The organism is Streptomyces sp. 8K308, from assembly GCF_004348315.1.
Lineage (GTDB): Bacteria > Actinomycetota > Actinomycetes > Streptomycetales > Streptomycetaceae > Streptomyces.
In genome coordinates this window covers 1-13,051 of record NZ_SMKC01000032.1, presented here as the reverse complement: position 1 = coordinate 13,051, position 13,051 = coordinate 1, and the positions used below count along the sequence as shown (strand labels likewise).

Below are 13,051 nucleotides of genomic sequence, written 5' to 3'. Positions count from 1 at the left end.
ATCGCGTACTGCCGTTCTTACATGAGGAACCCCGCGGGGAACGGATCGGTCGGGTCCAGAAGGTACTGTGCGGTGCCGGTTATCCAGGCGCGGCCGGTGATGGTGGGCACCACGGCCGGCCGGCCGGCGACGGTGGTGGCTGCCACGAGCCGGCCGGTGAACCTGGTGCCGATGAAGGACTCGTTGACGAAGTCGGTGTCGAGCGGCAGCTCGCCGCGGGCGTGCAGCTGGGCCATCCGGGCGCTGGTGCCGGTGCCGCAGGGTGAGCGGTCGAACCAGCCGGGGTGGATGGCCATGGCGTGCCGGGAGTGCCGGGCGGTGGAGCCCGGCGCCTCCAGGTAGACGTGGTGGCAGCCGACGATGTCGGGGCGCTCGGGGTGGCTCGGCGGGGCCTCGGCGTTGATGGCGGCCATCAGGGCGAGCGCGGTGTCGATCATGCGGCCGCCGGCGGCCCGTTCGAAGGGGATGCCGAGGTCGTCGAGGCGGACGATGGCGTAGAAGTTGCCGCCGAAGGCCAGGTCGTGGCGGACCGGGCCGAGGCCCGGCACGTCGACGACCCGGTCGAGGGCGACGGCGAAGGAGGGCACGTTGCGGATGGTGACCGCGGTGGCGACGCCGTCCGCCACCGCGACCTCGGCGACGACGAGGCCGGCGGGGGTGTCGAGGCGGACGGTGGTGATTGGCTCGGTCACCGGCACCATGCCGGTCTCGACCAGCACGGTGGCCACCCCGATGGTGCCGTGCCCGCACATCGGCAGCACCCCGCTGACCTCGATGAAGAGCACGCCCATGTCCGCGTCGGGTCGGGTGGGCGGTTGCAGTATGGCGCCGCTCATCGCGGCGTGGCCGCGCGGCTCGTACATCAGGAAGGTGCGCAGCTCGTCGCGGTGTTCGATGAACCAGGTGCGCCGCTCGGCCATGGTGGCGCCGGGGAGCACGCCCACGCCGCCGGTGATGACGCGGGTGGGCATGCCCTCGGTGTGCGAGTCGACGGCGTGCAGGACGCGGCTGCTCCTCACCGGTGCCCCTGGGCGAGCAGGGTCTCGGTCAGGCTGGTGATGGCGGCCACGTCGGCGGCGGGCAGCGGGCTCCTCGGCGGCCGGCAGGCGCCGCCCTTGCGGCCTGCCGCGTCCATGGCGACCTTGATGGCCTGCACGAACTCGGTCTTGGAGTCCCAGCGCAGCAGCGGGTGCAGGGCCCGGTAGAGGGGAAGTGCCTTAGCCAGGTCGGCGGGGTCGCCCGAGGTGGCCAGGCGGTAGAGCTCGACGGTGCTGGCGGGCAGGGCGTTGGTGACGCCGGCGATCCAGCCGACGGCGCCGGCGAGGCCGAGTTCGAGGACGACGTCGTCGGAGCCGATCACCAGGTCGAGCTCGGGGGCGAGCTCGCGCAGCTCGTAGGCGCGCCGCACGTCGCCGCTGAACTCCTTGACGGCGACGATGAGTCTCTCCTCGTGGAGCCGGGCGAGCAGCCGTGGCGTGAGGTCAACCTTGGTGTCGATCGGGTTGTTGTAGGCGACGACGGGCAGGCCGACCGCGGCGACCTCGCGGAAGTGGTGGACGACGGTGTCCTCGTCGGCGCGGTAGGAGTTGGGGGGCAGCAGCAGCACGGAGGTGGCGCCGGCGGCGGCGGCGGCCTCGGCCCAGCGCGCCGACTCCAGGGCGCCGTAGGCGCTGACGCCCGGCATCACGCCGAAGCCCTCGGGGGCGGCGGCGACGGCGGTGGCCACGACGGCGGCGCGCTCGGAGTCGGTGAGCGTCTGGTACTCGCCGAGCGAGCCGTTGGGGCAGACGCCGTCGCAGCCGCCTGCCGCGAGGAAGGCGATGTGGTCGGCGTAGGCGTCGTGGTCCACGTCGCCGGCCGCGGTGAACGGAAGGGCGGCGGCGACGTGGACGCCGCGCCATGCCTCGCGCGGGGTGGTGGGCACGGGGTGGTCTCCTGTCGGGTCGGGGAGCCTTCCCCATCAGGGTGGCTCAGTACAATGTCACATGTCAAAAGTGATTCGAGGAGCGGGCGGTTGGGCCCCCGACGGGGTCACAGCGTCGCCTCGTTCGCCTCTCCGCCCGAGCGGCGAGGCGTACGGGAGGTGGGCATCCGCAGCCCGGCAGCCGCCCGCGCGTCGTTCACAGCAGGCCCCGCACCCACTCCTCCACGCCGCCGGCCGAGATCGGCAGCGCGTCGGACAGGACCTCGGCGCCGGCCCCGGTCACCAGCAGGTCGTCCTCCAACCGGACGCCGATGCCGCGCAGTTCGGGCGGCAGCGTCAGGTCGTGGGCGTGGAAGTAGAGGCCGGGCTCCACGGTGAGCACCATGCCGGGCGCCAACCGCGCGCCCTGGTAGGACGCGTAGTCCGAGCGGGCGCAGTCGTGCACGTCGAGACCGAGGTGGTGGCCGATGCCACAGACCAGGTAGCGGCGGTGTTGCTGCCCGGCGGGTGACAGGGCCTCGTCGACGGAGACCGGCAGCAGCCCCCAGTCGTGCAGGCCCCGGGCGATGACCTCCATGGCGGCGAAGTGGAAGTCGGTGTAGGCGCGTCCCGGGGCGACCTGGGCGAGCCCCGCCAGGTGCGCGGCCTCGACCAGGTCGTGCACCCGCCGCTGCGTCTCGGTGAACCGGCCGTCGGGCGGCACGGTCCTGGTGACGTCGGCGGTGTAGAGCGACCTGGTCTCCACGCCCATGTCGAGCAGCAGCGGCTGGTCGGGCAGCACGGGGCCGTCGCAGCGCACCCAGTGCAGGGTGGCGGCGTGCGGGCCGGAGCCCACGATGCTGGCGTAGCCGGGGCCGTTGCCGACGGTGCGGGCGTGCCGGTCGAAGGTGCCCTGGAGCCACCGCTCGCCGCCGGCGGCGACGGCGGTGGGGATCTCACGGACGACGGCGGCGAAGCCGGTCACGGTGTGGTCGACGGCCTGCCGCAGCTGTTCGACCTCCCAGGCGTCCTTGATCATGCGCAGGTCGGAGAGCGCGGCGGCGAGTTCGGGATCGCTCTTGAGGCCGTGTCGGCGGACGAGTTCGGGTTCGGTGCCCGGGGTGGCGCCGGCCCCGGGCAGCCGGCCGAGTGCGGCGTCGAGGTCGGCCAGCGGGCGGACGTCGATGCCGAGCGCCAGGGCCCAGTCGGCGACTCCGGGGGCGGGGCCCACCCACAGCTCGCCGTGGGCGGCGTCGGAGAAGAATCCGGGCTCGCCCGGCCTGGCCGGCGGCGGCAGGTAGAGGGTGGCGGCGTGGTCACCTGGGTCGCCGCCCGCGGTGAGGACCAGCACGGCGTCCTCGACGGCGCAGCCGGTCAGCCAGACGAAGTCGCTGTCGGCGCGGAAGTCGTAGTCGGTGTCGTTGCTGCGGACCGGGGCGCGGCCGGCGCCCGCGACCACGGTGCCGGGGCCGCGGCGTTCGACGAGGCGGGCGCGGTGCACGGCGGCGGCCTCGGCGGCGCCGGCCGGCAGCGGCACGGGGACGTCGGCCTCGGCCCAGCCGGTGCCGACGGCGGCGGTGAAGGCGGGCACCTCGGCGAGGCGTGGCGGCCGGGTGCCGGCGTAGGGGGGGCGGATCGTGGTCGGTTCCGTCATCGCCGTTCTCCTCCTCGGTCGCGGATCAGCTCGCGCAGCCGGGAGAGGACCCGGCCCGAGGCGAGCCCGTCGTGCTCGTGTTCGTTGGTGATCAGGACCTGGGTGTTGCCGACCCGGGCCGCGGTGGCCAGGGAGAGGCCCGCGTCCACGTACATGTCGTCGTGGTAGACGGCGGCGGCCAGCGGCACCTCGTTGGCGGCGAGTCGGTCCAGGTCGTAGAGCGGCGGCCAGTCGGTGCGGGCGGCCAGCGCCTCGCAGGCGGCGTGGAACGGGCGCAGCGCCCTGATCTCGGTGGTCATCCAGGGGTAGGCCATCTCCCCGGTGAAGAACAGCGGCCTGGCGTCCGGGGCGAACTCGGGGTGGTCGGCGCGCTCGCGCTGGGCTGCCCAGCCGGTGGGGCTGTTCGCGCCGTGGCCGTAGATGGACTCCTGGAGGGTCCAGAACAGCGGGTTGGCGGCGCTCGACGTCCGCGTCATGACCTGTTCGAGGAAGGTGTCGGAGAGCCGGCCCGGCGCGGCGAAGGCGTCCTCGAGCAGCCAGTGCAGCCGTTCCATGCCGGGCTTCATGCCGAGGTCGAGGCCGAGCGACTGGAAGCGGTGGACGGTGAGCCGGTCGCCGTCCGGCAGCCGGACGTCGCGCTCGGCGAGCAGGTCGGCGACGGCCGCCGCGATGTCCGCGTCGCCCGGGTAACGCCGGTAGAACTCGCGGTTCTTGCCGGCCACCCTGGGATAGGTGCGGCGGTAGACCTCGGCCGCGTCGGGCGGCAGCCCGGGCAGCCCGCCGGTGACGTAGCAGGCGGTCAACGCCTCGGGGGCGCGGGAGAGATAGGTGAGGGTGAGGAAGCCGCCGTAGCTCTGGCCGAGGGTGGCCCAGCGCCGGCCGCCGTAGATCGTGCGCCGCAGGTGTTCGGCGTCCGCGACGATCGAGTCGGCCCGGTGGTGGGCGAGGAGTTCGGCGCCGGCCTCGCCCGAGCCGAGTGCCGCCATGACGGTGCCGTCGATCGGGCTCGAGCGGCCGGTGCCGCGCTGGTCGAGCAGCACCACCCGGTAGTGGTCGAGCGCCTCGCCGAGCCATCCTGACCGGTCGAGGGGGCGGGGCGAGCGCCCGCCGGGGCCGCCCTGGAGGTACAGGAGCAGCGGCAGGTCCTCGGCGCGCCGCTCGGGGTCGACGGCCTCGCGGGCGAAGACCTCGACGACGCGCTCGTCGGGGGCCGCCCAGTCGAGCGGGGCGGTGACGCGGTGCTCGCGGATCCACAGGCCGCGCAGCGGGTAGCCGGGGTCGGGGTCAGGGGCGGCCGTCATGCGCTGTCTCCTCCGCTGTCGCCTCGTTCGCGTGCGCGGGCCCGGCGGGCGGCCTCCCACTCGGCGCGTATCCGGGGCACGGCGGCCAGCAGGGTGCGGGTGTACTCGTGCTGGGGCGCGCCGAAGACGGCGTCGCGGTCGCCGCTCTCGACGACCCGGCCCTGGTGCATCACGGCGACGCGGTCGGCGAGTTGGCGGACCACGGCGAGGTCGTGGGCGATGAACAGGTAGCTGAGCCCCTCCTCACGTTGCAGTCGGCGCAGCAGGTTGATCACCTGGGCCTGCACGGACACGTCGAGCGCGGAGACGGCCTCGTCGCAGATCACCACCTTCGGCCGGGCGGCCAACGCGCGGGCGATGCCGATGCGTTGGGCCTGCCCGCCGGAGAACTGGGCCGGGTAGCGGGTGGAGTGGTCGGGGTCGAGGCCGACGCGTTCCATCAGGGCCCGGGTGAACGCGCGGGCGCCGCCGGGGACTTCGCGGCCCTGGTAGGTGAGGGGCGCGGTCACGATGCGTTCGACGGTGTGCCGGGGGTTGAGGGAGGAGTAGGGGTCCTGGAAGACCACCTGGACTCCGGAGCGGAAGTGGTGCAGGGCCGCGCCGGTGCGGCGGGTGACGTCCTCGCCCTCGAACTCGACGGTGCCGGCCGTGGTGTCGAGGAGCCGGGCGACGAGCCGGGCGGTGGTGGACTTGCCGGAGCCCGACTCGCCGACCAGCGCCAGGGTCTCGCCCGGGCGCAGGTCGAGGTCGACGCCGTCGACGGCGCGCAACACGGGCCGCCGGGCGAAGGGGGCGCCGCCGCGCAGGGTGAATTCGCGGACCAGGCCGCGGGCGGTGAGCAGGGGTGCGGTGCCGGTCATCGTTCGCCTTCCCGCGGGGTGTCGGGCGCCGCCGTCTCGACGGTGCGCAGCTCGCCGACCTCGTCGTCGAGCCGGGGCACGGCGTCCAGCAGGGCGCGGGTGTAGGGGTGCCGGGGGTCGGAGAACAGCCGGGCGACCGGGGCGTGTTCGACGCAGCGTCCGGCGCGCATCACGACCACGTCGTCGACCATCTCGCTGACCACGGCCAGGTCGTGGGTGATGAGCACGAGCCCGGTCCCGGTGTCCCGCTGGATCTCCTTGAGCAGCGCGAGGATCTGTGCCTGGACGGTGACGTCGAGCGCGGTGGTGGGCTCGTCGGCGATCAGCAGGTCGGGTTCCGTGGAGAGCGCGATGGCGATCATGACGCGCTGTCGCATGCCGCCGGAGAACTGGTGCGGGTAGTGGCCGGCGCGGCGGGCCGCCTCGGGGATCCGCACGCGATCCATGGCCTCGACGGCGACCCGGCGCGCCTCGCGGCGGGTCACCTTGGGGCGGTGGGCGCGGTAGGCCTCCTCGATCTGGAAGCCGACGGTGTAGTAGGGGTTGAGCGAGGAGAGCGGGTCCTGGAAGACCATCGCGATCCGGTCGCCGCGGATCCGCCGCATGCGGCGGTCCGGCAGTCCCGCGATCTCCTCGCCGGCCAGCCTGATGTGGCCGGTGAGCCGGGCGTTGGTCGGCAGCAGGCCCATGACGGCCAGGCTGGTCATGGACTTGCCGGAGCCCGACTCGCCGACGATGCCGAGCGAGCCGCCGGGTTCCAGGGCGAAGTCGAGGCCGCTGACCACCTCGGTGCTGCCGCCGCCCGGGGTGGGGAAGGCGATGGTGAGGTCCTGGACCTCCAACAGGGGCGTGGTCATGCGACGGTCAGCCTCACCCTCGGGTCGAGTGCCGTGTAGACGAGGTCGACGACGACGTTGCCGACGACGACGAAGGCGGCGGCCAGCAGGGTGACGCCCATGATCACCGGTTGGTCGTTGCGGCCGATGGCGTCGGCGGTCATCTTGCCGATGCCGTTGAGGCCGAAGACGGTCTCGGTGATGAGGGCGCCGCCGAGCAGCCCGGCGAAGTCCATGCCGAAGATGGTGGCGATCGGGGTGAGCGCGGGCCGCAGCGCGTGCCGGCGGATCACCTGTTGCCTTGGCAGGCCCTTGGCGCGGGCGGTGCGCACGAAGTTCTCCGCGAGGGTGTCGATGACGTTGGCCCGGGTGAGCCTGGCGTAGACGGACGCGTAGGCGAAGGCGAGCACGATCCAGGGCATCAGGTAGCTCTGGAACCAGAGCGCCGGGTCGTCGCCGAAGGCGACGGCCTGTGGGAAGGGCAGCCATTCGAGCTCGACCACCAGCACGTACTGGAGGAGGAGGGCGAAGACGTAGTTGGGGACGGAGAGCCCGGCCAGGGCCACCACCATGGCGCTCCGGTCCCACCAGGTGCCCTGCTTGAGGGCGCCGATCAGGCCGCCGACGACGCCGGCGAGCAGCCACAGCACGGCGGCGCCGGTGGCGAGGGTGACGGAGACCGGGAGGCGGTCGCTGATCATCTCCCAGACGGGCTGGCTGGACTGGAACGAGTAGCCGAAGCAGGGCGCGGCGCAGTGCACGGCGCTCTCGCCGACGCCGTAGGTGCGGCCGGCGAAGAGGCCGCCGACGAAGCTGGTGAACTGGGCGAACAGCGGCTCGTCGAGGCCGAGGTTGGTGCGGATGCGGTCGATCAGCTCGGGCGTGCAGTTCTTGCCGCAGATCTGCACGGCGGGGTCGGGCGAGAGGACGAAGAAGATGCTGAAGGTGAACAGGCAGACGAGCAGCAGGATCAGCAGGACGCCGGAGAGGCGCACGAGCAGGTAGCGGGCCATCAGCGCGGCCCTCCCGGGTCGAGGACGGCGCGCAGCCGGTCGCCGAGGACGGTGAAGGAGAGCACCAGGAGGAAGAGGAAGGCGCCGGGGATGGCGAAGTAGGTGGGCACGACGGTGTACCAGTTGACGGAGGAGGCGATCATCTGGCCCCAGGAGGGGGTGGGCGGCACGACGCCGACGCCGAGGAACGACAGGCCGGCCTCGGTGCCGATGTAGCCGGGGATGGCCAGCGTGGTCAGCACGATGATGGTGGAGCGCAGGTTGGGCAGGATCTCGCGGAACACGATGGTGGCGCTGCCTGCGCCCGAGGCGCGGGCGGCCTCCACGAACTCGCGCTGGGCGAGCGACATGGTCTGCCCGCGCACGACGCGCGCCAGGTAGGGCCAGCCGAACAGCGAGATGACGACGACCAGCGTCACCGAGCGGCTGCCGACCGGGAGCGCCGAGAGAATGGCGATCATGAAGATCAGCGCGGGGAAGGCCATCAGGAAGTCCATGACACGGGAGATCACCCAGTCGACGCGGCCGCCGAGGTAGCCGGCGAGCATGCCGAGGACGACGCCGAGCAGGGTGGTCAGCGCGGTGGCGGAGAGCGCGATCAGCATGGAGACGCGGGCGCCGTAGACGATGCGGGCGAAGATGTCGCGGCCGCTGCCGGGTTCGACGCCGAACCAGTGGTCGCCACCGGCGCCGCCCCAGCCGCCCAGCGGCATGCCGGCGAGGTCGGGGTCGATGGCCTGCTGGTCGAAGTCGTAGGGGCCCCAGCCGCTGAGCCTGACGATCAGCGGCGCGAACAGGGCCATCAGCACGATCAGCAGGATGTAGCCGCCGGCGAGCAGGGCTCCGGGGTCGCGGGTGAGCACGCGCAGCGGGCGGGCGCCGGGGGCGCCGCCGGCCTTCGCCGGCGGCGCGCCCTGCTCCACGACCTCCAACTCGGTGGGGAGGACGGTCATCTCAGCCCCGCTCTGGGTCCCGCAGGCCGACGAGGACGAAGTCGATGCCGCCGCTGGCCGAGCCGGGGTTGGGGTAGATGCCGGTGATGTTCTCGCCGGGCAGGGTGATCCCGGACTCGACCGCGAGCGGCACGATCGGGGCGAGTTCCATGATCTCCTCGTCGAGCAGGCCCCACTGCTCGTTGGCGGCCTCCAGGTCGGTCATGGCGCGGATCTCGTCGATCCGGGCGTTGATGGTCTCGTCGTTCAGCTGGGCGAGGTTGGGGTTGCCGATCTCGGTGATGCCGCGGCCGTCGAAGAGCGGCGGCAGGAAGGTGCTCGCGGAGGAGGCCCAGTCGGGGCACCAGCCGGTGATGGCGGCGTCGTGCTGGAGCTCCGGGGTGCCGATGGTCTGGTAGTAGGAGGAGACGTCGATGACGTTGAGCTCGATGTCGATGCCGAGGGGTTCGAGCGACTGCTGGATGGCCTCGGCCTGGGCCCGCATCTTGGGCTGGGAGCGGATGTCGAGGGTCATCTGGAAGCCGTCGCCGTAGCCGGCCTCTTCCAGCAGGGCCCGGGCGGCGTCCAGGTCGCCCCGGTGTCCCTCGCTGGGGTAGAGGTCGTAGTCGCGGTGGCCGGAGACGGTCTCGGGCAGGATGGTGGTGGAGATGTCGGCGAACTGGGTGCCACCGCTGGCGTTCTGCACGGCCGCGCGGTCGACGGCGTAGTTGATGGCCTGCCGGACCCGGACGTCGTTCAACGGTTCCCTGGTGGTGTTGAGGCCCATGTAGGTCTGGCAGATGCCCTCCATCCGCTGCAGCCGGTCCTGGAGTTGGGGTGTCTGGACGCGGGGCAGGGTGGCGGGCTGGATGGTGAGGGAGATGGCGTTCACGTCGGAGCCCTGGCCGGCGAGCAGCCGCTCGTCGATGGTGGCCGCGTCGAGGCCGATGACGAACTCCCAGCGGTCGGGGTAGGCCTCGCGCACGTCGTCGGTCTCGGGGTCCCACTCCTCGTTGCGGACCAGCCGGATCGAGCTGCCCGGGGTGTATGAGTCGAGGCGGTAGGGCCCGGAGGCGATGATCTCGTTGATGAACTCGTCGCCGGCGCCGGTGCCTTCGGGGAACGGCACGAAGCTGTTCTGCGCGACGACCGAGCCGAACTCGGGGAACGGCTCCCTGAGGTGGAAGACGATGGTGCGCTCGTCGGGGGTCTCGATGGTGTCCAGCGGGCCCGACCGGTAGGGGCCCTCGTAGCCCTCGGGCGCGTCGATGACCTGCCGGGCGTAGGGCGAGCCGATGCCGATCTCCGGGTCCCAGGCGCGGGATACGCCGAACTTGACGTCGGCGGAGGTGATGGGGGTGCCGTCCTGGAAGCGGACACCCTCCTTGAGGGTGAAGGTCCAGGTGAGGCCGTCCTCGGAGGGGGTGCCAAGGTCGGTGGCGAGGTCGGGGACGACGGCCGAGGGGTCGTCGGAGTTGCCCGGGGCCGGGGTGGTCAGGGTGCGGTAGACGAGGCGGTAGAAGTTGTTGACGCCGCCGTCGAAGCCGCGGGCCGGGTCCAGGTAGGAGAAGTCGGCGTTCTGCAGCACGTAGACCGTTCCGCCGCGCTCCGGGGTGTCCGTGTAGGAGACGGAGTCGCCGTCGGAGTCGGCGCCGCCGCCGGGGCCGCCGTTGGAACAGGCGCCGAGGGTGAGCACGGCGGCGGTGATGGCCGCGGCCGTGGCGAGGACGGTTCTCTTCACTCGGGTTCCTTTCGCAGGCCGCTGGCGCCGGGGCGTTCCAGGGCGGCGATGGGGGATGGGTCGTCTGGGGCTCTGGTTGTCGTCAGAACCGGCGCAGCCAGACGCGCATGGCGCCGGGCTCGCGGTTGCCCCACAGGAAGTAGGGGACGAGGCGGACGGGCGCGCGGGGCGCCACGGTGGGCCGGGGGTCTGGCCCGGTGTCGGGGATGAGCTCGGGGTAGAGCTCCGGGGTGGCGGGCGGCGCGGTGGCCAACTCGGCGACGAGGGTGGTGACGTCGGGGCCGAGGTGCGGGTCGCCGACGCGCTCGTGGATGGACGTGAGGTCGTCCGGGGCGAGCAGGATGTCGTCGACGGGCGCGCCCGCGTCCTGCTGTTCGAGGCAGTAGACGAGGGGGCCGCGGAGCAGGGCGAGGGTGCCGCGGGTGGCGTCGAGGTGGGGGTGGGAGGCGACGGCCCGGACCCGGGTCGGCAGGTCGAGGACGACGCGGTCACCCGGCTGCCAGGGGCGGGTGAGCCGCAGCCAGCCGGGGTCGACCGGCACGGCGGGCGCTTCGCCGATCGTGGCGGTGGCGCCGCGGGCCCAGCCGGGGACCCGCAGGGCGAGGGTGACGGGCCGGTCGGCGGCCGCCTCGACCTCGACGGTCACCCGGCCGTCCCACGGGTAGTCGGTGGCCACGGTGACGGTGAGCGGTTCGGCGCGCAGCCGGGCGGCGGCGAAGAGGCCGATGGTGAGGGTGTCGGCGTCGGCGGTGGCGAGGTGGTCCTGGAGCTGCGCGTTCCAGCGGACGATGTTGGGCGGGCAGCAGGGGCAGCCGAACCAGGCGCGGCGCAGGAGTTCGCCGCCGGACTCGGCGCCGCTGCGCTGGTCGTGGTCGGGGCGGCGCTGGAGCGGGTTGTCGTAGAAGTAGGCGCGCCCGTCGAGCGAGGTGCCGACGGCGTAGGCGTTGAACAGCACATGCTCGACGGTGTCGAGGACGTCGGCCCGGCCGGTGGCGAGGAAGAGTCGCCAGCCCCACTGCATGGTGCCGATGGCGGCGCAGGTCTCCGCGTAGGCGCGCTCGGGCGGGAGTTCGTAGCGGTCGCCGACGGCCTCGTCCGAGTGACGGCTGCCCAGGCCGCCGCTGAGATGGAGCTTGGTGGCCACCATGTCGTCCCACAGCTCCTGGAGATGGGCGAGCAGCGCGGCGTCGCCGGTCTCGATCGCGAGGTCGGTGGCGCCGGTGGCCAGGTAGGTCATGCGGACGGCATGGCCGGTGGCGGACGGCAGTTCGCGCAGCGGGAGGTCGTCCTGGAAGTAGGAGGGCGGGAAGATGGTGTGCTTCAGCCGGCCCGAGCCGCGGCGGTCGACGAAGAGCTGGGCCTGGCGCAGGTAGGCGGGCTCGCCGGTCTCCCGGTGGAGTTCGACCAGGGCCATCTCGACCTCGGGGTGGCCGCAGTAGCCGGGGTCGCCCTCGTCCCCATAGCGCCGGACGACGAGGTCGGCGAAGCGGCGGGCGACGCGCAGCAGTCGGTGGTCGTCGAGCTGGCGGGCGGCGGCGACGGCGGCCTGTATGAGGTGGCCGAGGTTGTACAGCTCGTGCCCCCAGGCGAGGTCGGACCAGGGGGTCTTGGCCGGGTTCGGCCCCTGGAAGTAGCTGCCGAGGTAGCCGTCCCCGGCCTGGGCGCGCTCGATCAGCCGGACGCTCTCGGCGTAGAACGCCTCGCTCTCGGCGTCGGCGGTGCCCCTGGCCAACTCGTAGACAAGGCCCTCGATCGTCTTGTACACGTCAGTGTCGAGGAATGGGTAACGACCGTGGTAGGGCTCGTCCTCGGCCGCCTCGCCCGCCGCGCGGCTCAGGTTGGTGAGGTTGCCGGCCCGGGTGATCTCGCGGACGGCGTGCGGCAGCGTGGCCTCGGCGTTACGGCGCTGCCACGCGGCGAGGAGGCCGCCGGTGAGCTCGGCCTCGCCGGTGCCGAGCGGCCGGCCGGCGGGCGTGGTCGCGAGCACCGCTGGAGCGGGCGGGTTGGGACGGGCGGAAACGGGCATGGGGCTCCCGTCTGAAGGAGTGGAGGGGCCGCCTCGGCGGCATGTAGCGGGTGACATTGTACTGTCACAGGCTATTTCTGCACCGGGTCGTGCGGGAAACTTCCGCGTTACGGGCGGCGGCGGGGCCGAGCGTGACAGTATGGACAACCGGACTGCGCGTTCCCACAGTTCGGCGTGGACGTGAGACCCCAGGTCACTGAAGGTTCGGAGGGGAGTTTCCGTGGGCGGTACGAGCGGCGGCGCCAGCAAGGGCATCCGCAAGGTCGAGGTGGCGGTCAGGTGGGATCCTGCCCCGCTGGGCGCCCCGGCGCTCGACGTCGACCTCATCGGCGCGACCTACCGGGCGAACGACCCCCACGGCGAGCCGGCCTATCTGGTGCACTTCGACAGCCGCTCCCCCGACGGCACCATCACCCTCAGCCGGGACAGCCGCACCGGCCAGGGCTTCGGCTACGACGAGGTGATCGTCCTGGAACTGGACCGGCTGGCGCCCGAGTTCGTCCGGGTGGTGGTGGGCGTGGCCATCCAGCAGCGAAGCGGCCGGATCACCTTCGGCGGCCTCTCGGGCGCCGGCTACCGGGCCCGCGAGGGCTACACGACGCTGGCGGAGAGCGACTTCGCGGCCGTCGCGGGCTCCACCGCCGCCACCGTCGCCGAGTTCACCAGGGACGCGCTCGGCGCCTGGTCGTTCCACTCGCGGCTGCGCGGCTTCGACGCCGACCCGACCGCCTTCACCCGGCTGATGGGCGGCGAGCCGGCGGCCGGCTGAGTCCGGTCCCTCACCC

At 73.0% G+C, this 13,051-nt stretch carries 11 protein-coding genes; 1 reads left to right on the top strand and 10 read right to left on the bottom strand.

Features of this window, described 5'->3' with window-relative positions:
• Positions 1-17: 17 nt before the first annotated feature.
• From E1265_RS07560 to E1265_RS07515, 10 genes are all read right to left on the bottom strand, one after another.
• Positions 18-1,019, bottom strand: coding sequence for a proline racemase family protein (locus E1265_RS07560; RefSeq protein ID WP_132929455.1), 1,002 nt, complete (start codon positions 1,017-1,019; stop codon positions 18-20).
• Positions 1,016-1,924: a dihydrodipicolinate synthase family protein gene (locus tag E1265_RS07555; RefSeq protein WP_132929454.1), complete on the bottom strand. Its 909-nt coding sequence runs from the start codon at positions 1,922-1,924 to the stop codon at positions 1,016-1,018. Before E1265_RS07555 ends, E1265_RS07560 begins: the two co-directional genes overlap by 4 nt.
• Positions 1,925-2,120: 196 nt before the next feature.
• A complete protein-coding gene (locus E1265_RS07550) occupies positions 2,121-3,557 on the bottom strand; it encodes an aminopeptidase P family protein (protein ID WP_132929453.1) in 1,437 nt (478 codons plus the stop codon).
• Positions 3,554-4,858 (bottom strand): alpha/beta fold hydrolase, encoded by a 1,305-nt coding sequence (locus E1265_RS07545; protein ID WP_132929452.1) that lies wholly within the window; start codon positions 4,856-4,858, stop codon positions 3,554-3,556. Before E1265_RS07545 ends, E1265_RS07550 begins: the two co-directional genes overlap by 4 nt.
• Complete coding sequence (locus E1265_RS07540) at positions 4,855-5,718, bottom strand: ATP-binding cassette domain-containing protein (protein WP_132929451.1); 864 nt, start codon at positions 5,716-5,718, stop codon at positions 4,855-4,857. Before E1265_RS07540 ends, E1265_RS07545 begins: the two co-directional genes overlap by 4 nt.
• Positions 5,715-6,575 (bottom strand): ABC transporter ATP-binding protein, encoded by an 861-nt coding sequence (locus E1265_RS07535; RefSeq protein WP_132929450.1) that lies wholly within the window; start codon positions 6,573-6,575, stop codon positions 5,715-5,717. Before E1265_RS07535 ends, E1265_RS07540 begins: the two co-directional genes overlap by 4 nt.
• Positions 6,572-7,567, bottom strand: coding sequence for an ABC transporter permease (locus tag E1265_RS07530; RefSeq protein WP_132929449.1), 996 nt, complete (start codon positions 7,565-7,567; stop codon positions 6,572-6,574). Before E1265_RS07530 ends, E1265_RS07535 begins: the two co-directional genes overlap by 4 nt.
• Positions 7,567-8,520 (bottom strand): ABC transporter permease, encoded by a 954-nt coding sequence (locus tag E1265_RS07525; protein WP_132929448.1) that lies wholly within the window; start codon positions 8,518-8,520, stop codon positions 7,567-7,569. Before E1265_RS07525 ends, E1265_RS07530 begins: the two co-directional genes overlap by 1 nt.
• 1 nt (position 8,521) lies before the next feature.
• Positions 8,522-10,240 (bottom strand): ABC transporter substrate-binding protein, encoded by a 1,719-nt coding sequence (locus tag E1265_RS07520; RefSeq protein ID WP_132929447.1) that lies wholly within the window; start codon positions 10,238-10,240, stop codon positions 8,522-8,524.
• Between the two features lie 82 nt (positions 10,241-10,322).
• Complete coding sequence (locus E1265_RS07515; RefSeq protein WP_132929446.1) at positions 10,323-12,266, bottom strand: beta-L-arabinofuranosidase domain-containing protein; 1,944 nt, start codon at positions 12,264-12,266, stop codon at positions 10,323-10,325.
• A 220-nt stretch (positions 12,267-12,486) separates the two neighbouring features.
• Here E1265_RS07515 and E1265_RS07510 point away from each other — a divergent pair, with 220 nt between their 5' ends.
• Positions 12,487-13,035, top strand: coding sequence for a TerD family protein (locus E1265_RS07510; RefSeq protein WP_132929445.1), 549 nt, complete (start codon positions 12,487-12,489; stop codon positions 13,033-13,035).
• Positions 13,036-13,051 lie beyond the last annotated feature (16 nt).

Excerpts from the sequence above, each read along its gene's own strand:
- E1265_RS07540 (WP_132929451.1), bottom strand. The coding sequence starts at position 5,718 with ATGACCGGCACCGCACCCCTGCTCACCGCCCGCGGCCTGGTCCGCGAA.
- E1265_RS07535 (WP_132929450.1), bottom strand. The coding sequence starts at position 6,575 with ATGACCACGCCCCTGTTGGAGGTCCAGGACCTCACCATCGCCTTCCCC.
- E1265_RS07525 (WP_132929448.1), bottom strand. The coding sequence starts at position 8,520 with ATGACCGTCCTCCCCACCGAGTTGGAGGTCGTGGAGCAGGGCGCGCCG.
- E1265_RS07515 (WP_132929446.1), bottom strand. The coding sequence starts at position 12,266 with ATGCCCGTTTCCGCCCGTCCCAACCCGCCCGCTCCAGCGGTGCTCGCG.
- E1265_RS07545 (WP_132929452.1), bottom strand. The coding sequence starts at position 4,858 with ATGACGGCCGCCCCTGACCCCGACCCCGGCTACCCGCTGCGCGGCCTG.
- E1265_RS07530 (WP_132929449.1), bottom strand. The coding sequence starts at position 7,567 with ATGGCCCGCTACCTGCTCGTGCGCCTCTCCGGCGTCCTGCTGATCCTG.
- E1265_RS07550 (WP_132929453.1), bottom strand. The coding sequence starts at position 3,557 with ATGACGGAACCGACCACGATCCGCCCCCCCTACGCCGGCACCCGGCCG.